Raw genomic sequence first — 18,543 nt, forward strand, 5'->3', positions numbered from 1 at the left:
GCCGGCTGGAGGAGATGCCTGTCCATGAGCCTGCCCGTGCTGGTCGTGATCGTCGTATTCGGCATCGCGTTGTCGGTCGCCGCCGTTCATTTCACCGGCGGCAGCCGCAAGGCCAGGCTGGCCGATGCAGAGCAGGCGCGAGAGCGTTTTGCCGAGGATTTTCCGGATGAACCGGCGGCCGCCATCCACCTCACATCCGATGGCCGAACCGCGTTCCTGGAACTCGGGCGAGGGCGCCTTGGCATCGTCCATGCCATCGGAGATCGTTTCCTGACGCGTATCATCACGCCGCGCGATGTATTGGCGCGGAGTGACGATGGTGCCGGGACGATTGCGCTGCGCCTTGCCGATTTCACCTGGAAAGGCGGTCACTTCACCTTCGCTAACGCTGCCGACGCGCACGCTGTGCTAAGAGTTCTTCAGCCGCAGCATCCTAGTTCGACCAAGGAGGCCGCGTGATGGGCGATTACAATTTCCCGCAGGTTACCCAGCTCGCCATCCCGTTCTTCGTTGCCGCCATCCTGATCGAGCTGTGGCTGGTGCGCACCGGCCGGGCCAAGGGCTCGTTCGAGACGCACGACACGCTGACCAGCCTGATGATGGGCACCGGCAATGTCGTCGCCGGGCTGCTGCTCGGCGTCGTCTCCTACTGGGCGCTGCTGTGGCTCTGGCAGTTCCGTTTCTTCAACCTCGGCCTGTCGATCTGGGTGTTCCTGGCGGCCTTCCTGCTCGATGATTTGCGCTACTACATCTACCACCGCATCGCGCATCGGGTGCGCTGGGTGTGGGCCGAGCACGTCAACCACCATTCCAGCCAGCACTACAATCTGTCGACGGCACTCAGGCAGAGCTGGACGGGCCTGTTCACCTTCATGTTCGTGCTGCAGGCGCCGCTGGTGCTGCTCGGCTTCCATCCGGCGGTGATTGCCTTCACCTTCGGCTTCAACCTTATCTGGCAGTTCTGGATCCACACCGAGACGATCGGCAAGATGTGGGGCTGGTTCGAATTCGTCTTCAACACGCCCTCGCACCACCGCGTCCACCACGCCACCAATCCGCGCTACCTTGACGCCAACTACGCCGGCACGTTGATCATCTGGGACCGCATGTTCGCCACCTTCGTCGAAGAGTTGGAAGAGGACCGCCCGCGCTACGGCATCGTGAAAAATCTTGGCACCTTCAATCCGCTGAAAGTGGCTTTCCACGAATGGATCGGCATGTTCAGGGATGCCTTCGCACCTGATCTGACCCTGAGCGACCGCCTGAACTACCTGATCAAGCCGCCCGGCTGGAGCCATGACGGCTCGCGCGAAACCTCCGAGAGCCTGAAAGCAGCCTATGTCAGGCGAAATCCGGGTGAGGCCGGGAAGCCCGGGCTGCGACCGGCGCGTGCCGAGCCGGCCGAGTAGTTATTTCGTAGCCCTTTCTAGGAAAGGCCACTCGATCCGCCATCTCGCATCAATGTCTCGTAGTCGCGGCCACTGTAGAAGATGTTGACGACGCGAATGATGTCGCTCTCGATTATAGGCTATGACGGCGGAGTGCTCGAACGGAACGGTTCGCAGTCCCGGCACGATGTCGTCGCGCAGGCGACCGCCACGAGGTGCGTTGCCGATGTTTTGACAATGGTCTTCAATTCGAAGCACGAATCTCAGCGCCGCGTTGGGGCTTCCGCCCGACTCAACTATGTATCTGAAAATGTTGGTAAGATCGTCTTTGGCACTTTCGCGATACTCGACCTCAAGCCGCCGAATCATCAATGCGGCTCGAATATTGCTCAGCGAATTTCTTAAGCTGGTCGCGAACCTCTTTTCCGGAAAGGTTCGGCCTTGTGTCCTCAATCGAAGATTTTACCCGCGCCCGGATCGACGCCATGCGTTCGGCATGCTCGTCCTCTTCGCGCTGGAAAGCGCGAAGTGCTGCGCGAATGACTTCGCTCGCCGAGCCGAAGGAACCGTCCTCGACTTTTTCGCGGATCATGCGCGCCATGGCGGGCGTGACGGTGACGGACAGTTTCTCGGCTGGTTCCAAGCGATGACTCCAATGATCGAGCGAGTAGGATACTATCCTACTTTCCGCGGCAAGCCAATCTGAAAGGCTATTCCGCCGCTTGAGCTTGCGCCGGCAGCCCCAGCCATTGCCGGCAATCACCCAGCGCACGCGACGTGATCGCGTGCCTTTTGGCGACCGTCTTGTCCTTGCCGCGCAGGCGCTTGCCTTCGATCTTCACCGCCTCGACAGGCGGGAACAGGCCGAAATTGACGTTCATCGGCTGGAAAGAGCGCTTTCCCGGCTCGTCGTCTGAAACAATGTGTCCGCCGGTGATGTGGTTGAGCAGCGCTCCGAACGCCGTGGTGAGTGGCGGCAGCGACGGCGCGTGGCCGAGCCGCTCGGCAGCGGCGAAGCGGCCGGCGAGCAGGCCGATGGCGGCGCTTTCAACATAGCCTTCGCAACCGGTGATCTGGCCGGCGAAACGCAGGCCCGGGCGCGACTTCAGCTGCAGCGAGGCGTCGAGCAAGGTCGGCGAGTTGATGTAGGTGTTGCGATGCAGGCCGCCGAGGCGGGCGAATTCGGCGTTCTCCAGACCAGGAATCGTGCGGAAAATGCGCACCTGCTCGGCGTGCTTCAATTTGGTCTGAAAGCCGACCATGTTGTAGAGTGTGCCCAGCGCATTGTCCTGCCGCAGTTGCACGACGGCGTAGGCCTTGACGGTTGGATTGTGCGCATTGGTCAGGCCCATCGGCTTCATCGGCCCGTAGCGCAGCGTCTCGACGCCACGCTCGGCCATGATCTCGATCGGCAGGCAGCCGTCGAAATAGGGCGTGCCTTCCCATTGCTTGAATTCTGTTTTCTGGCCGTCCACCAGTGCCTGCACGAAGGCAAGATACTGGTCCTTGTCCATGGGGCAGTTGATGTAGTCCTTGCCGGTGCCGCCGGGCCCGACCTTGTCGTAGCGCGACTGGAACCAGCAGGTGTCCATGTCGATCGTGTCGAAATGAATGATCGGCGCGATGGCGTCGAAGAAGGCGAGCGCATCGGCGCCGGTTGCCTCGGCGATCGATTGGGCAAGCGACGGTGCGGTCAGCGGGCCGGTGGCGATGATGGCCTGGTCCCATTCGACCGGCGGCAAGCCGGGAACCTCCTCGCGCTGGATGGAGATCAGCGGATGGGCCTCGATCCTGGCCGTCACCGCGTCGGAAAATCCGTCGCGGTCCACGGCCAGCGCGCCGCCGGCTGGCACCTGGTTGGCGTCACCGGCGCTCATGATCAGCGAGCCGGCCAGCCGCATTTCGGCATGCAAAAGACCGACGGCGTTGTTCTCGGCGTCGTCGGAGCGGAAAGAATTGGAGCAAACGAGTTCGGCCAAGCCGTCGGTCTTGTGCGCCTCTGTGCCGCGAACGGGCCGCATTTCGTGCAGCACAACGGGAACGCCGGCTTGGGCTGCCTGCCATGCTGCTTCGGATCCGGCGAGGCCACCGCCGATGATGTGAATAGGTTTTTTGCTCATGAGCGCCGGAATAATCGCTTGGCGGGACGATTGCAATTGCCGCACCTGGAACATGCCGCGGCGGCGAAGGCGAAGGCTGCCCTGAAAACAACAACACCCGCCGGGGGAGGAGGTCCGGCGGGTGTCGTTTTGGGGGTCGACCCTCGGGAGGAGGTGAAGGCCGACCGTATTCGTCATCGCCGGGGAGGAGGTCGGCTTTGACGAAATTCCTTTCGCCGTTTGAAAAGGGGCGAAGCCTCTGGAGCAAAATTCGTTTTGCTCCGGGGAAACAACGCCCGCCGCGGGAGGAGGTGCGGCGGGCGCCGTTTGGGTGGCCAACCTTCGGGAGGAGGTGAAGGTCGGGCCTATCCGTCATCGCCGGGGAGGAGGTCGGCTTTGACGAAATTCTTTTCGCCATTTTGAAGAGGGGCGAAGCCTCTGGAGCAAAACTCGTTTTGCTCCGAGAAACAACGCCCGCCGCGGGAGGAGGTGCGGCGGGCGCCGTTTTGGTGGTCAACCCTTGGGAGGAGGTAAGGGGTGACCGTATTCGTCAGGGTCGGGGAGGAGGTCGACCCTGGCGAAATTCCGTTGTTAGATCGCCTGGCGGGCGATGATCTTGATTTCGTCGCGGACGATGCCGAGATCGTGCAGCTGGCGGTTGGAAAGGCGACCCAGCTCGGTAACCGTCTCGCGATAAACGCGCCAGTTACGATAGTTGCGGATCAGGTTCATTGTCATGCTCTTCTCGAAACTGGTTCGGACCATTCGCGGTCCGAAGGATTAGACCGCCTTGCGAGCGACGTAAGGAATGTCGCTGCGGCTGATGCCGAGGTCGGTCAGTTCACGGTTGCTCAGGCGGCTCAGCTCGGAAACTGTGTCCCGGTAGCGGCGCCAGTTGCGGTAGTTGCGGATCAGGTTCATGGTATTTCTCGTTTCGTCTTTTCTTGCGGATCATTCCGTTTGTGTACAAACCATAAATAGGCGGGCCCATATCGATTTAAAAGCGCTATGGCTGCATGGCAGCAATGCAAATTGTGCAATGCAACATTAACAAGCCTTCGCGGACCTGACACAAAGAAGCCAGAATCAGAAAGTGCCGTGACGTCAACGGTTTGGCAGCTCCAGCTGAAAAACCGACCAAGCAGCAGGGGGAAGCATGGCGGGCTACGCGACACGGGTCAGGTCGGACATTGCGCGATGGCTTGAGGCCGGACTGATCGACGCCCCGACGGCCGATGCATTGCGGCGCGACGTCGAGATCAACGCGCGCCAGTCGTTGAGCTTCGGTTCGATCCTGGCGATGATGGCGGCGCTGCTGTTCGGCGCGGCCATCCTGATCTTCGTCGCCGCCAACTGGGAAGCCATCCCGCGGCTGGCGCGCGTTGCCGCGCTCTTTGCCGTCATCCTTGGCGGCTATGTCGGCGGTGCAGTGCTGAAAACCCGCGACCACGGGGCGATCGGCGAGGCGTTGTGGATCGTGGCGGCGGCGGCTTTCGGCGGTTCGATCGCGCTGATCGGCCAGATGTACCATCTGTCGGGCGACGAGGCCTCGGCCTTGATCACCTGGGGCGCCGGCACCGCATTGGCGGCGGTGGCGCTGCGGTCCAACCCGCTGACCGTCGCCGCGGTCGGCATCGCCGACGCCTGGCTGTTCCTGAAAGGGTTCGACTATTTCAATCGCAGCGAATTTCCGCATCTCTTCCTCGTCATGGCGGCTGTGCTGTTTGCCGTCTCGTTCTGGACCCGCAGCCAGGCGGCGCGGCACCTGATCATCCTGTCGCTGCTCTTCTATCTTGTGCTGGTCGCCGTGGATCACGAGACGCTGCCGGTGGCGATCCCGCTGGTCATCGTATCGGTATTGTTGTTCGTGGCTTCCCTCTTCGCGCCGGAACCGGTAGACCGGATCGTGCAGCTTGGCGGCCGCTTGCCGCTGCATGCTCTGCTTGGCTTCCTCACCGGACTGGCCATCATCCAGTTCGAACTGGCCGGCGAAAGCAGCTACGACAGAGGCTTCGCCATTGCTTCGGTCGTCGCGCTGGCCGGCATTGTCGCCGCCATTGTGCTCGCGGGGCGCGAGAGCCGTGGCCTGCGCTGGCTTGCCTATCTCGGCTTCGCCTTCGAACTCGCCATGATCTATGTCGTGACCCTGCAGTCGATGCTCGACACCGCCGGCTTCTTCCTTGCCGCGGCGGTGCTGCTTGGCATCCTGGCGATCGTCATCATCCGCGTGGAGAAACGCATGAAGGATCCGGCCACCGGAGGAGCCACGGCATGATGACCGGAAAGAGGCTCGTTATCTTGGCGCTGGTGCTGGCGCTCGTCCAGATCGGCTTTCTGGGTTGGATCATCGCCGGCCGGGCGGCGATCCTGCGCAGCGGCAAGGAAGTGCTGCTGAAGATCGAGCCTGTCGATCCGCGCGACCTGCTGCGCGGCGACTATATCATCCTCGGCTACGACATCTCGCGCATACCGGTGAAGATGATCGCCAACATCCCGGCCGGAAAACTTTCCAGCGACGACACCTCGATCGTCGTCCGTCTGAAGAAGAACGCCGACGGCTACTGGACGCCGAGCGCCGCGTGGTTCGGCGCGGCGCCGACACCGACCGGTGCCGACGAGGCCGATATTCGCGGTCATGTCGCCGGAGGCTGGGATCTTCGCGGCGAGGGACTGACGATCGCGCCGGATTACGGCATCGAACGGTTCTACCTGCCGGAAGGCGAGGGGATGGCAATCCAGAACGACATGCGGGTACGCCCGTTCGGGATCCGTCTTGCACTGGCCAGCGACGGCACCGCCCAGATCAAGGCGCTGGTGGACGGCGACAAGACGCTGTTTCAGGAGCCTCTATATTAAGGTGTGCAGGGGTGGGCTGCCATCCATAGCTTGAACGGGGAGGGCGGTGCGGCCTCGAAGGCTCAAGCCTTGGAAGCTTACGTCTAATCGACCTCAGGGGCGTCCTTTAGGCGCTAGCGTCTCGCCACTGGATTGTGTTGCGTGGTAGGTATATTCTCGACGCTGGCGGTGGCATTCAGAAAGATGGAAAGCCCATGGCGACCGGGTACTTGGATCACCAGTTGGAGTGTCCTTTTTGCGGCACAATAAGGCTGCGGATTCCTGCCGATGCCGAACCTTCGACGGGCATCCGGTGCGACGACTGCGGTCAGTATCTTGGCACATGGGACGAATTGCAGGATGATTTCCAGCGCCAAGGCGGTAACGATGGCATCTTCCGCCTCGACAAGGGACGTATCAAGAAGCTCGCCTAGGCAGTGTCCTGATTTCCTGCCAGCGCCTGTGCGCTAGTGGACTATCCGATGCCATGCGGCAGTGGTGCGCGTGAAGGGACTCGAACCCCCAAGCCTTGCGGCGGCAGGACCTAAACCTGCTGTGTCTACCAGTTCCACCACACGCGCCTCGGGCGGGCTGTAGCAGAGCCTCGGCGGCCTTGTCGAGGTCTTGGGAGTGAGGTGGAATACCGCATCGTCCTTTGAATATCGCGGCAGCCGCCAGCCGCGACCTGAGGGTCTGGCAATTCCGTCACGCCCGCACGGTCTGGCGATCCCATTAGCCATCATTCTGTCAATGTCAGGGCCGAAATGATGGTTGTTCGCCTAAACGCGAAGATGGTTGAAAATTGGCCTCGCCTGTGACAAAAGGCGTGTCGAATGTGACGGGACGCGACGATCCGCTTCTGCAAAATGTGATAAGAAGTAGGAAAAACAAAGACTTATTCACATTTTGGAACGCAGTTTGGAAGAGTTTGAGCCGTATTTCAGGTCAAATCGCCAGGTTCCGTACCAAAAGCCATTCCCGGCAAGATTATACCGGCAGGCTGTGAACGGCAGAGAGCCGTTTGGCAGCCTCATTGGTGAAAACAAAGGTTTTACGATGCAGGTCACCGAAACACTCAATTCCGGTCTCAAGCGCGAGATCAAGATCACCGTGCCGGCTGGTGACATGGAAGCCAAGCTGATGGCGCGGCTGACGGACGCCAGGAATAAGGTTCGCATCAACGGCTTCCGTCCCGGCAAGGTGCCGGTGCAGCACCTGCGCAAGGTCTATGGCAAGTCGTTCATGGCCGAAGTGGTCAACGAGATCCTCAACGATTCGACCCGGTCGATCATTTCGGGCCGCGGCGAAAAAGCCGCCATGCAGCCCGAAGTCATCATGACCGAGGACGAGAAGGAAGCCGAGAAGATCCTGGCCGGCGGCGCCGACTTCGAATTCCGCCTTAACTACGAGATCATCCCGCCCATCGAGATCAAGGATTTTTCCGACATCAAGGTGACGCGCCAGGTGTTCGACGTCCCTGACGCGGAGATCGACGAGCAGGTCAAGCGCGTCGCCGAATCGGCGCGCAGCTACGAGCCGAAGACCGGCAAGGCGGCCGAAGGCGACCGCGTCACAATCGACTATGTCGGCAAGATCGACGGCGAGGCCTTTGCCGGCGGCGCCGGCACGGATCAGCCGCTGGTGCTTGGCTCCAAGGAATTCATTCCGGGCTTCGAGGATCAGCTCATCGGCGCCAAAGCCGGCGATGAAAAGCAGGTCACCGTGACCTTCCCGGAAAACTACCAGGCGGCGCATCTGGCCGGCAAGGAAGCGACTTTCGACGTCACGGTCAAAGAAGTGTCCAAGCCGGGCGAACTCGAAATCAACGATGAGACCGCCAAGAACCTCGGCCTGGAATCGCTGGAGCGCCTGCGCGATGTGGTGCGTGGCCAGATCGAGAGCCAGTTCGGCTCGATGACGCGCCAGAAGGTCAAGCGCCAGCTGCTCGACCAGCTTGACGCGGCTTATTCGTTCGAGGCGCCTTCGAGGCTTGTCGAGGCCGAGTTCAACAACATCTGGGCGCAGGTCAACCGCGATCTGGAAGCGGCCGGCCGCACCTTCGCCGATGAAGAGACGACCGAGGAAGAAGCGCGCGCCGAATATATGCGGCTCGCCGAGCGCCGCGTGCGCCTTGGCCTCGTGCTGGCCGAGATCGGCGAGAAGGCCGGGGTCACCGTGTCGGACGAGGAATTGCAGCGCGGCCTGTTCGAGCAGGTTCGTCGCTTCCCGGCCAACCAGCAGCAGGAAGCCTTCGAGTTCTACCGCAACAATCCCGAGGCGCTGAACGCGCTGCGCGCGCCAATGTTCGAGGAGAAGGTGGTCGATCACCTGCTCGGGCAGATCTCGGTTACCGACGTCAAGGTCAGCAAGGAAGAGCTGATGGCCGACGACGAGGAAGCCGAGACGGCGACCAAGGCAAAGCCGGCGAAGAAGGCCGCGTCGAAGAAGACTGAAGACAAGAAGAGCGACGACGCGGAAGAGCCGAAGAAGAAGGCAGCGCCGAAGAAAAAGGCCGCCAAGGACGCCGAGTAAATCCCGAGTTGATGGAACTGACGAAGGCCGCCCCTCGAGGCGGCCTTTTTCGTTGCGAAACTGCAACAGCCAATCCGTTTCGCGGACGGTGACCATTGTCGATACCAAGCATTGATCACTATCTGCGCTCCTGCTGCAAACCACAGGGTTGTTGGAGGGGCGGTTGAGCCTATTCTTCGAAACGCGACGCGTCGTCGCCTTGGCGATCGTCCTGGCCCTTGCCTGCGATTTCGCCCAGGCCGATGCCGGCACCTGGCGCATCGGCACGGACGATGACGGCCTTGTCACGGCTTCGGTCCATGCCACCAACAAGCTGATCACCGGCGGTGGCGCCCTGAGCTATAGCCCGATCCTGACCATCGCCTGCCGCCCGGAAAGCCAACCGCGCTGGACCGAATGGCTGCAATTGAACGACACCGTCTCGGCCAATCGCAAGATCACCATGTCGGTCACCGTCGACGGCGACAACAAGTTCGACGAGAGCTGGTTGGTCGGCCCGCGCGGCCGCATGCTGGTGCGCGATGGCGCCGACGGGATAAAGCGCCTTGCCGCCGCGAACCGGCTCCAGCTTTCGTGGCGCTTCGGGCTGCTGTCGGGGCGGGGCCACGCCGATTTCGATCTGACCGGATTTGATGAAGCGGTCAGCCAGCTCGCCGGCAGCTGCAACACTGCTATGCCTTGATCCGCTGCGGACAACCTAAACCTTTGTAGGTCGACCTCTTCTACCTGCCGGCCAGATTCCGTGGTATATAGAGGCCGCAATTTCATATGGGAGAAGTGGACAATCTGTTCTGCCGTACAAGGCGCTTCGCTGGCGATGCTGGCTTATACCAGATCGTCTCAGGCGCATTTGACGATCAGGGAGGAAAAAGTCATGCGCTTAGCCGCATTTTTCGCCGTCGTGTTTGTTGCAACCTTCGTCGCCAATCCATCGCAGGCTCAGGATACTGCGGCTGGCGAGAAGGTCTTCACCAAATGCAAGGCCTGCCACATTGCGGACGAGGACAAGAACAAGATCGGTCCATCGCTGCACGGCGTCATCGGCCGCACTGCCGGTACGCATCCCGGTTTCAAATATTCCGACGCCATGATTGCGGCCGGCAAATCCGGCGTCAAATGGGACGAACCAACACTGATGACCTATCTTCACGATCCCAAGGCTATGGTCAAAGGCACCAAGATGGCGTTTCCCGGCCTCAAGAACGATGCAGACGTGACCAACGTCATCGCCTATTTGAAAACGTTCTCCAAGTGACTTTCTCCTCCGCCATGCGTCTATCCTCTCGTTCGCCGTGATCTCGTCCGAACCCGAAGGGGCCGCGTAAGCAAAAACCGGGTTTCAATTTCGCTCACGCGTGCCTTCGGTTCGGGATCATGGCCTAGGTTTCTTGCTTCCATCGGTCTGAGATGTCGACTAGGGAAAGCCGCCTCAAGGATATCGTCATCCGCCTTCCGGAAGCGACGGCGGGTGATTTCTTCGCGCTTTTAAAACCGCGGGTCATGGCGCTTGCCGTATTCACTGCTTTCGTGGGCCTAATGACGGCGCCTGGCCCGACGAATCCGGTCATCGCGGTGATCGCCATCAGTGCGATTGCGATGGGAGCAGGCGCGGCCGGGGCGCTCAACATGTGGTACGACGCGGACATAGATGCGTTGATGTCTCGCACGTCCAACCGGCCAATCCCGTCGGGCCGCGTCGCGCCAGGCGAAGCCCTCGGCTTCGGTCTGGTGCTTTCCGCACTTTCGGTGACGGTGCTCGGCGTGCTGGTGGGGTGGCTTGCCGCATCGCTGCTGGCATTCACCATCTTCTTCTACGTCGTCATCTATACGATCTGGCTGAAACGCTCGACACCGCAGAACATCGTCATAGGTGGCGCGGCAGGCGCTCTTCCTCCGGTGATCGGGTGGGCTGCTGCCACCGGCGCCATCGGCATTGAAAGCATCATTCTGTTCCTGATCATTTTCCTCTGGACACCACCGCATTTCTGGGCGCTAGCCCTGTTCAAGGTCGGAGAGTACGCCGCGGCGGGCATCCCCATGATGCCGAACGTGGCTGGCCAACCCTCGACCAGAAAGCAAATCTTGGCCTATTCGCTGGTTCTGGCGCCAATCGGCGTGCTTCCCTGGGCCTTTGGATTCGCGAGCGGATATTACGGGACTGTCTCGACCGTCTTGGGTGCGGGATTCGTCTGGCGCGCCTGCAAGGTGCTCACCATCCCCGACAAGGAGATGAAGCAAGCAAAGGCGTTGTTTTCTTATTCGATTTTCTACCTGTTCGCGATCTTTGCAACGTTACTTGCCGACACTACTGTAATGCGTACGATCGCATCAGCCGGCCGTTGACGCCGGCGCAAAACATTACGTCGGCAGTGCGCAAAAACCCAGCAGCAGCAGAACAACGACGCCAAGGCCGAGTATGAGAACTGTCCTTCCGTCCATGACCCTTCACCTTCGACTTGAGGAGAATATCGAAGAAAGGCGTCCAGAGCTAGACAGGCGACCGGGCCTTCTTACCCAACCTTCTTACAAAGCGCGACAAGTCGCTCGCATGAGAGTATATTGATCCTGGTGCAGGTCGCGGTTTGCGTGGCCAGTCATGCAGAACGGCAGCACCGTGAAACCGCGGCCTTACCAGACCTGTCTGGAGGAATGGTCATGGCAAGCTTTCACGTCATAGCAGGCGCCAGCGAGACGCTGGAGCACACCAGAATTCGCAAGATCGGTGTCACCGACCTTTTCGATGCGCTCAGGCGCGGCGTCGACGATTTCATGGTCAAACCGTCGCACATCATTTTTCTCTGCCTGATCTACCCGCTTGCGGGGGTCGTGCTTGCAGTCTGGACATCAGGCAATAACACGCTCCCATTGTTGTTTCCGCTCGTGTCCGGATTTGCGCTAATTGGTCCATTCGCCGCAATCGGCCTCTATGAGATCAGCCGGCGACGGGAAGCCGGGCTAGACGCCTCATGGAGGGCCGCCTTCGAGGTCAGGAATTCTCCGGCGCTGCCAGCCATCGCCGCGGTTGCGATCATGCTGCTTGCAATCTTCATCGCCTGGCTTTTGACTGCGCAGGCGTTTTACCAACACCTGTTCGGCCCCGCCCCACCGCAATCCTTCTCCAGCTTCATCAATGACATATTCGCCACAGGACGCGGCTGGACGCTCATCATCCTGGGGCACGCCATCGGCTTCGTCTTCGCTGCGATCGTGCTGTGCACGACGGTCGTCGCCTTCCCGTTGTTGCTCGAGCGAGATGTCGGCGCCTATGAAGCCATCCACACCTCGGTGCGCGTGGTGCTGGCGAACCCGATCGTGATGGCGGTATGGGGCCTGATTGTCGCCGTCGCCCTGATCATCGGCACGCTGCCAGTATTCGCGGGGTTGGCGGTCGTGCTGCCGATCCTCGGTCACGCTACCTGGCATGTCTACCGCAAGGTCGTGGAACCGCCGCCGACGGCCGGACCGGCGCCTCGATGAACTCCCTGCCGCGCCGGCAAGAGGACCGGTGCGTGCAGGTTGATCAGAGCCCTTTCCCGCTTCAGTAAGCCGGATGGCTGAAGCGGGCCTGGTGGGCGCCCATAGTCAGGTTACAGAAATCCTTGCCGCTGACACGCACCAGCGTCCTGTGATCGCCGCCCTCGAAATAGATATCGGCGGCACTGCCAAGGCTTTCGTCAAGGACTACCGGCACATCGTAGGCCGCGCCGATCGGCGGAATGGCGCCGGTATCGCAATCGTCAAAGAGCGAAACCGCTTCATCTTCGGTGGCGAGTCCAAGACTCTTGTCCATGACCTTCTGCAACGCGCCGACCTCGATCCTATGTGTGCTGGGGACCACGGCCAGCGCATAACCCAGATCGTGGTGAACGAGCACCGATTTGGCCATTATGCTGCCGGGCACGTGCGCGGCTATAGCGGCCTGCCTGCTTGTGGCCGTGCGATGATGCGCGACAGTGTCGTAGGAAATCCCTTTCCGGTCGATATAGTCCTTCAGTTTGTTTGCGATTGTCATTTTGGGCGTCCCTTGCTGAGTTCGCGACGCAGGTCAAAACGCGGCAATCATTTCGCTTCCGTCGTTTCGGTATGAATAAAGATGGCCCAACCGTCGATTGTTTCAAGGCGAGGGTGGCGGCACCGGACCGCCCGCAGCATCGTCGGAATCCTGATCGGCCATCGACAAGGTCTGAACTCCGATTTGGCGTCAGGGCCCAGCCCCGAAAAACGCCATCCGGGTGAGAAGCGTGTAATCCGCTTCAAAGACCATCATCGCCACGAATACCAACACCAGCACGGGCGGCAGGATGATTGCGTATGTCAGCGCCAGCCGTTCCCAGGCCATGTGCATGAAAATGGCGACGATGAGCCCTGCCTTGAGGATCATGAAGATCAGGATCAGCGACCATCTGAGATAGCCGTGCAGACCGAAATAATCGATCAGATAGGAGCAGGTGCTGAGAATGAACAGCCATGCCCAGACCACCAGATAAAGCTTGATCGGGTGCTCCTGATGAACTTCTGCCGGGGGGGCGCCGGTCGTCGCCGCGTCATGAGTAGCGTGCAGCGTGTGTTGCCCGAGGCCGTTTGCGGTTGCTTCAGCCATATCTGCCTCTCACCAAAGATAGAAGAACGCGAAAATGAAGACCCAGACCAGGTCGACGAAATGCCAGTAGAGTCCCATGATCTCGACGTTCTCGTAGCGGCCCCTGCGGCTGGTAAAGAAGCCGGGCCGCCCAAAGTCAAAATCTCCACGCCACACCTTTCGCGCCACGATGATCAGGAAGATCACCCCGATTGTCACATGCGTGCCGTGGAAGCCGGTGATCATGAAAAAGGTTGACCCGAACTGGGCAGCGCCCCAGGGATTGCCCCAGGGCCGCACGCCTTCGGTGATCAGCTTGGTCCATTCGAAGGCTTGCATACCGACAAAGGTCGCACCGAGTGCTGCGGTCAGAAGCATCAGGATTGCCGTTTTGCGGCGGTCGCGGCGATAGCCGAAATTGACCGCCATGGCCATGGTTCCGCTGCTTGAGATCAGCACGAAAGTCATGATGGCAATAAGGATCAGCGGAATATCCGAGCCGCCGATACGAAGCGCAAAGACCTCGCTGGGATTGGGCCACGGCACGCGTGTCGAAATGCGCGCGGTCATATAGGAGAGCAGAAAGCAGCCGAAGATGAAGGTGTCGCTGAGCAGGAAGATCCACATCATGGCCTTGCCCCATGACACGTTCTTGAACGCCCGCTGATCCGAGGACCAGTCGGCGGCGATGCCTTGCCAGCCTGCGGGCCGCGGCTCTGTCTGAGCGATATGCGTGAGTGTCTCTGCCATCCGCCCGTTCCTCCTACGTCAGTAACCCCCGGCAAATATCGATGAAAGTCGCGGCCCAGCCGGCCAGAAGCGCGAAGATGGCAAGCCAGACGAAAAGCAGGAAATGCCAATACATGGCGCACAGCTCGACGCTGAGGCGAAGCCGCGCCGGCCTTGCCCCGTTCCAAGCGCCGGCGGTTGTTCTGCCCAGGCCCACCAGTCCGCCCAGTATGTGCAGGCCATGCATTCCGGTAAGCAGGTAGAAGAAACTGTTGGCCGGATTGGAAGCCAGAAAGTAGCCATCGGCAGACAGCTCGCGCCAGGCCATAAACTGTCCAATCAGGAAGGAGAGCGCCGTGAACCCGGCGGTGGCAAGGCCGAGCCTAACCATGTCCATTTGACCCTTGCGCGCCGCGAGCGAGGCGCATTGCAGCGCAATGCTGCTGAGGACCAGCATGCCGGTGTTGAACCAGAGCAGCCGCGGCAGCGGCAGCGCCTGCCAGTCCGACAGCGCCATGCGCATGAAGTAGGCGCTGGTGATCAGCGCGAACAGACAGCCGACGACCGCCAGGAAGACGCCGAGGCCGATCTTGGCGGTCGGCAGCGCCGATCCTTCCATACCAACAAAATCCCCGGCCATACCTTGCTCGAGCCATGGCTTGGTCATCAGCCGCTGGTGGGAAAGCCACCATCCGGCAAAGCCGGCGATCACGAGCATGAAGACCAGAATGACGCTCATGCCGGCTCCTTGGAGGGACCGAAGGAGCCCGGCACGTTTTGCGGGATAAAGTCCTCCTTGGCGCCCGGTACGCTGTAGTCATAGGCCCAGCGATAGACGATCGGTAGGTCTTTGCCGAAATTGCCATGGGCCGGTGGTGTTTGCGGCGTCTGCCATTCGAGGGTCGTGGCCCGCCACGGGTTGCCGCCGGCCTCGCGGCCATGACGGATGCTCCAGATCAGATTGAACAGGAACACAATCTGGGCAAAGCCGACGATGAACGCCATGATGCTGATGAACGAGTTCAGATGGTGGGCCGATTCTGTCATCACCGTCATATCGGTCAGTTCATTGTAACGCCTGGGCACGCCCATCAGTCCGAGGTAGTGCATGGGAAAGAAAATCAGGTAGGCGCCGAGGAAGGTGACCCAGAAATGGAACCGGCCCAGCGCCTCGTTCAGCATCCGGCCGGTGACCTTCGGATACCAGTGGTAGATCGCACCGAAGATCACGATGATCGGCGCGACCCCCATGACCATATGGAAATGGGCAACGACGAACATCGTGTCCGACAGCGGGACGTCGACCACGACATTGCCAAGGAACAGCCCGGTCAACCCGCCATTGACGAAGGTGACGATGAAAGCCAGGGCAAATAGCATCGGTATGGTGAGGTGGATGTCGCCGCGCCACAACGTCAGCACCCAATTGTAGACCTTGATGGCGGTCGGAACCGCGATGATCAATGTCGTGGTGGCGAAGAAGAAACCGAAATAGGGATGCATGCCGCTGACATACATGTGGTGCGCCCAGACGACGAAGCTCAGCGCACCGATGCCGACGATGGCCCAGACCATCATGCGATAGCCAAAGATGTTCTTGCGCGCATGGGTGCTGATCAGGTCCGACACGATGCCGAAGGCCGGAAGGGCCACGATGTAGACTTCGGGATGGCCGAAGAACCAGAACAGATGCTGAAACAGGATCGGGCTGCCGCCATTATGCTGTAATTGCTCGCCCATTTCGACGATCGCCGGCATGAAGAAGCTGGTGCCGAGCGTCCGATCAAGCAGCATCATCACACAGGCGACGAATAGCGCCGGGAAGGCGAGCAGAGCCATGACGGTCGCGGTAAAGATGCCCCAGACAGTCAGCGGCAGACGCATCAGCGTCATGCCGCGCGTGCGGCCCTGCAACACCGTCACGACATAGTTCAGCCCGCCCATGGTGAAGCCGATGATGAACAGGATCAGTGAGACGAGCATCAGGATGATGCCCCAGTCCTGGCCCCCCGGTGTGCCGGTCATGATTGCCTGCGGCGGGTACAGCGTCCAGCCGGCCCCCGTCGGTCCGCCAGGCGCAAAGAAGCTCGACACCAATACCAGCACGGCAAGCAGGTAGATCCAGTAGCTCAGCATGTTGACATAGGGAAAGACCATGTCGCGAGCCCCCACCATCAATGGGATCAGGTAGTTGCCGAAACCGCCGAGGAACAGCGCCGTGAGCAGATAGATCACCATGATCATGCCGTGCATGGTGATGAACTGGTAGTAGGCTTCAGGCGTGATGAAGTCGAAGGTGCCGGGAAAGCCGAGTTGCAGCCGCATCAGCCAGGACAGCACCAGGGCGACCAGGCCAATTCCCGTTGCCGTCGCCGAATACTGGATGGCAATGACCTTGGCGTCCTGCGAGAAGACGTATTTCGTCCACCAACTGTGCGGATGATACAGTTCGACTTCCGCGACTTCGGCCGGCGGGATGGCATCTGCAGGGGTAATATCGACCATAGGAACACCTCCGTGTCCTTTTTAGCGAGACCCGACGGTTTCGAGCTTTGCTGCAATCCTCGAACTTGACACCGTCGTTGGACCCGACGCCTGGCTTGCCGAGCCCGTCTGCTGGGGCGCCGACAATTGCGCAAACGTCTGTTGCTGGCCAAGCCACGCCAGGTAATCCTCCTGCGTATCGACCATCACCACACCGTGCATCATCGGATGTCCTTGGCCGCAGAGTTCAGCGCACAGGACCTGGAAGGTTCCGGTTTTCGTTGGGGTGAACCAGAAGTAGGTGACCGAGCCCGGGATCATGTCCATTTTGGCGCGGAATTCCGGCACATAGAAATCATGCAGCACGTCGATCGAGCGAAGCAACATCTTGACCGGCTTGCCAACCGGCAGATGCAGATCGGCCGCTTCGACCACGACATCGTCCTGGCCATTGGAATCGCTGGTGATCACGCCCAACGGATTGTCAGCGGTGACGCCGCGGGTGTCGGACGTGCCGAGCTTGCCGTCCTTGCCGGGCAGGCGGAAACTCCATTGCCATTGCTGGCCGACAACTTCGACCACGGTTGCGTCGCTCGGAACGTTGACGAACCGGTTCCAGACGAACAGGCCGGGAACCAGCAAAGCCGTTACGCCGACCGCGGTGACAACCGTCAGCCAGGATTCGAGCCGCCTGTTCTCCGGTTCATACGCCGCCTGATTGCCTTCCCGATGACGGAAGCGGAAGACGCAATAGGCCATGAACAAAACCACGGCGGCAAAGACGACGCCGGTGATCCAGAAAGTTATGATGATGGTGTTGTCGATATAGTCCCAGTTCGAGGCAATCGGCGTCCACCACCATGGGCTCAGGAGGTGGAACAGCACCGAGCCCACAACTATCAAAACGAGTACAAGCGCGAAGGCCATGTCCCGTTCCTCCCGGCATTCCAGGGGCGCGAAGCCGTCTCCGGAAATGCCAAGTGCATCATAGCTTGATTTGGGGTCGCAATTCTAGAGCCGACTGTCTTGACGGGAAAAATCCCGCCTTGCCTGCGCCAACCCTTCGAGAGGAGCCGTCCATCACACACGGGGACGCGTTCGTCCGGCTGATGCGCCTGCGCCGGATCGTTTGGGCGAAGTCGACGGTGGGGTGTGCCAAGCCCGGCCGGCAGCCCGGATTTCGATCTTCGCGCCGACGAAGTTTCGTTTGTGCTATTTCAGCAGGCCGACCAGAACGTCGAAGGCGGCGTCGATGTCGGCGCGGACCGCGGCCTTGACCGCTTCCGCATCCCGGTCGCGCAACGCAGCGAACATCTCCTGATGGTGCGCATTGGCGGTCGAATAGTTTCCGGAATCGTGCAGCATGTTGAAATAAGGACTGATCTGCAGCCACAAGTTCTCGATGATGTTGAGAATGTTCTCGGAGCCGGCCGCCCGGTAGATGGAGAAATGAAAGGCGTAGTTGGCGCGCAGATAGGACTTGACGTCTCCCGCCGCATTGGCCTGTTCGAGCGCGTCCAGATGCTGGCGCAGCCGGGCGATAGCTTGGTCGTCCATACGCTCGGCCGCCCATGCGGCGGCGATCGCTTCGATCTCGAAGCGGACGTTTCTCAGATCGACGAGGCGTGTGCGGCTGAGTGCGGGAATGCCGATCGAGCGGCCTGAAACCACCATCAGCGCGTTGGCGGCGGTCAGCCGCCGCAGGGCCTCCCTGACCGGCATCGGACTGACGCCGAAAGCATCGGCAAGGCTTTGCACCGTTACCATCTCGCCCGGCACGATGCTGCCGTCGAGGATCAATTCGGTGACATGGCGATAGACCCTGTCCTGCAAGGTCTCCTTGGACAGGGGCGCGATCTCGACACCCGGCTTTCTGAACGCCGCTCCAGCCATCTCC

22 protein-coding genes and 1 tRNA gene are annotated in these 18,543 nt (G+C 60.5%); 10 read left to right on the plus strand and 13 right to left on the minus strand.

Annotated elements, in window-relative coordinates; all coding sequences use genetic code 11:
• Positions 1-24: 24 nt before the first annotated feature.
• Together FJ867_RS12500 and FJ867_RS12505 are read left to right on the plus strand one after the other, a co-directional pair.
• A complete protein-coding gene (locus tag FJ867_RS12500; protein ID WP_140521028.1) occupies positions 25-459 on the plus strand; it encodes a type II secretion system protein in 435 nt (144 codons plus the stop codon).
• Entirely contained in the window at positions 459-1,409 is a 951-nt protein-coding gene (locus FJ867_RS12505) for a sterol desaturase family protein (protein ID WP_181167636.1), read from the plus strand. Before FJ867_RS12500 ends, FJ867_RS12505 begins: the two co-directional genes overlap by 1 nt.
• Here the strand turns inward: FJ867_RS12505 and FJ867_RS12510 are convergent, their stop codons facing one another.
• The 5 genes from FJ867_RS12510 to FJ867_RS12530 all read right to left on the minus strand — a co-directional run bounded on the left by FJ867_RS12510 (position 1,410) and on the right by FJ867_RS12530 (position 4,408).
• Positions 1,410-1,757, minus strand: a complete 348-nt coding sequence (locus FJ867_RS12510; RefSeq protein ID WP_318013603.1) for a type II toxin-antitoxin system RelE/ParE family toxin — start codon at positions 1,755-1,757, stop codon at positions 1,410-1,412.
• Entirely contained in the window at positions 1,741-2,031 is a 291-nt protein-coding gene (locus tag FJ867_RS12515) for a type II toxin-antitoxin system ParD family antitoxin (RefSeq protein ID WP_140517110.1), read from the minus strand. The genes FJ867_RS12510 and FJ867_RS12515 overlap by 17 nt, the downstream gene beginning before the upstream one ends.
• A 67-nt stretch (positions 2,032-2,098) precedes the next feature.
• Positions 2,099-3,508 (minus strand): methylenetetrahydrofolate--tRNA-(uracil(54)-C(5))-methyltransferase (FADH(2)-oxidizing) TrmFO, encoded by a 1,410-nt coding sequence (gene trmFO, locus FJ867_RS12520; protein ID WP_140648853.1) that lies wholly within the window; start codon positions 3,506-3,508, stop codon positions 2,099-2,101.
• Positions 3,509-4,078: 570 nt separating this feature from the next.
• Positions 4,079-4,219: a DUF1127 domain-containing protein gene (locus FJ867_RS12525; RefSeq protein WP_013531314.1), complete on the minus strand. Its 141-nt coding sequence runs from the start codon at positions 4,217-4,219 to the stop codon at positions 4,079-4,081.
• 48 nt (positions 4,220-4,267) lie between these two features.
• On the minus strand, positions 4,268-4,408 hold the full coding sequence (locus tag FJ867_RS12530; RefSeq protein WP_013531315.1) for a DUF1127 domain-containing protein: 141 nt from the start codon (positions 4,406-4,408) through the stop codon (positions 4,268-4,270).
• A 235-nt stretch (positions 4,409-4,643) separates the two neighbouring features.
• Between FJ867_RS12530 and FJ867_RS12535 the strand changes: the two genes are divergently transcribed.
• The 3 genes from FJ867_RS12535 to FJ867_RS12545 all read left to right on the plus strand — a co-directional run bounded on the left by FJ867_RS12535 (position 4,644) and on the right by FJ867_RS12545 (position 6,756).
• Entirely contained in the window at positions 4,644-5,762 is a 1,119-nt protein-coding gene (locus FJ867_RS12535) for a DUF2157 domain-containing protein (RefSeq protein WP_140817523.1), read from the plus strand.
• Positions 5,759-6,343: a GDYXXLXY domain-containing protein gene (locus tag FJ867_RS12540; protein ID WP_140495783.1), complete on the plus strand. Its 585-nt coding sequence runs from the start codon at positions 5,759-5,761 to the stop codon at positions 6,341-6,343. Before FJ867_RS12535 ends, FJ867_RS12540 begins: the two co-directional genes overlap by 4 nt.
• A gap of 194 nt (positions 6,344-6,537) precedes the next feature.
• Positions 6,538-6,756, plus strand: a complete 219-nt coding sequence (locus FJ867_RS12545) for a hypothetical protein (RefSeq protein WP_140495784.1) — start codon at positions 6,538-6,540, stop codon at positions 6,754-6,756.
• A 62-nt stretch (positions 6,757-6,818) separates the two neighbouring features.
• Here FJ867_RS12545 and FJ867_RS12550 read toward each other — a convergent pair.
• Positions 6,819-6,903, minus strand: a tRNA-Leu gene (locus FJ867_RS12550).
• Between the two features lie 475 nt (positions 6,904-7,378).
• Here FJ867_RS12550 and tig point away from each other — a divergent pair.
• The 5 genes from tig (at position 7,379) to FJ867_RS12575 (ending at position 12,331) form a co-directional block, all read left to right on the plus strand.
• On the plus strand, positions 7,379-8,854 hold the full coding sequence (gene tig, locus FJ867_RS12555) for a trigger factor (RefSeq protein WP_140495785.1): 1,476 nt from the start codon (positions 7,379-7,381) through the stop codon (positions 8,852-8,854).
• 163 nt (positions 8,855-9,017) lie between these two features.
• On the plus strand, positions 9,018-9,536 hold the full coding sequence (locus FJ867_RS12560) for a hypothetical protein (RefSeq protein ID WP_140817525.1): 519 nt from the start codon (positions 9,018-9,020) through the stop codon (positions 9,534-9,536).
• 192 nt (positions 9,537-9,728) lie between these two features.
• On the plus strand, positions 9,729-10,109 hold the full coding sequence (locus FJ867_RS12565; protein ID WP_140495787.1) for a cytochrome c family protein: 381 nt from the start codon (positions 9,729-9,731) through the stop codon (positions 10,107-10,109).
• A gap of 152 nt (positions 10,110-10,261) precedes the next feature.
• Positions 10,262-11,197: a heme o synthase gene (locus FJ867_RS12570; protein ID WP_140633586.1), complete on the plus strand. Its 936-nt coding sequence runs from the start codon at positions 10,262-10,264 to the stop codon at positions 11,195-11,197.
• Between the two features lie 312 nt (positions 11,198-11,509).
• A complete protein-coding gene (locus FJ867_RS12575; protein ID WP_140517100.1) occupies positions 11,510-12,331 on the plus strand; it encodes a DUF2189 domain-containing protein in 822 nt (273 codons plus the stop codon).
• A gap of 61 nt (positions 12,332-12,392) precedes the next feature.
• Here FJ867_RS12575 and FJ867_RS12580 read toward each other — a convergent pair whose 3' ends face one another.
• From FJ867_RS12580 to FJ867_RS12610, 7 genes are all read right to left on the minus strand, one after another.
• Positions 12,393-12,866 (minus strand): aminoacyl-tRNA deacylase, encoded by a 474-nt coding sequence (locus tag FJ867_RS12580; RefSeq protein WP_140517098.1) that lies wholly within the window; start codon positions 12,864-12,866, stop codon positions 12,393-12,395.
• Between the two features lie 189 nt (positions 12,867-13,055).
• Positions 13,056-13,454, minus strand: coding sequence for a cytochrome C oxidase subunit IV family protein (locus tag FJ867_RS12585; RefSeq protein ID WP_140495791.1), 399 nt, complete (start codon positions 13,452-13,454; stop codon positions 13,056-13,058).
• A gap of 9 nt (positions 13,455-13,463) precedes the next feature.
• On the minus strand, positions 13,464-14,183 hold the full coding sequence (locus FJ867_RS12590; RefSeq protein ID WP_140495792.1) for a heme-copper oxidase subunit III family protein: 720 nt from the start codon (positions 14,181-14,183) through the stop codon (positions 13,464-13,466).
• A 13-nt stretch (positions 14,184-14,196) separates the two neighbouring features.
• A complete protein-coding gene (locus tag FJ867_RS12595) occupies positions 14,197-14,901 on the minus strand; it encodes a cytochrome c oxidase subunit 3 (RefSeq protein WP_140817527.1) in 705 nt (234 codons plus the stop codon).
• A complete protein-coding gene (gene ctaD / locus FJ867_RS12600) occupies positions 14,898-16,667 on the minus strand; it encodes a cytochrome c oxidase subunit I (protein WP_140495794.1) in 1,770 nt (589 codons plus the stop codon). Before ctaD ends, FJ867_RS12595 begins: the two co-directional genes overlap by 4 nt.
• Before the next feature lie 21 nt (positions 16,668-16,688).
• Positions 16,689-17,573: a cytochrome c oxidase subunit II gene (gene coxB, locus FJ867_RS12605; protein WP_140495795.1), complete on the minus strand. Its 885-nt coding sequence runs from the start codon at positions 17,571-17,573 to the stop codon at positions 16,689-16,691.
• A 285-nt stretch (positions 17,574-17,858) separates the two neighbouring features.
• Positions 17,859-18,539: a GntR family transcriptional regulator gene (locus tag FJ867_RS12610; RefSeq protein ID WP_140495796.1), complete on the minus strand. Its 681-nt coding sequence runs from the start codon at positions 18,537-18,539 to the stop codon at positions 17,859-17,861.
• Positions 18,540-18,543 lie beyond the last annotated feature (4 nt).

The organism is Mesorhizobium sp. B2-5-3, from assembly GCF_006441005.1.
In the GTDB taxonomy this organism is placed as follows: domain Bacteria; phylum Pseudomonadota; class Alphaproteobacteria; order Rhizobiales; family Rhizobiaceae; genus Mesorhizobium.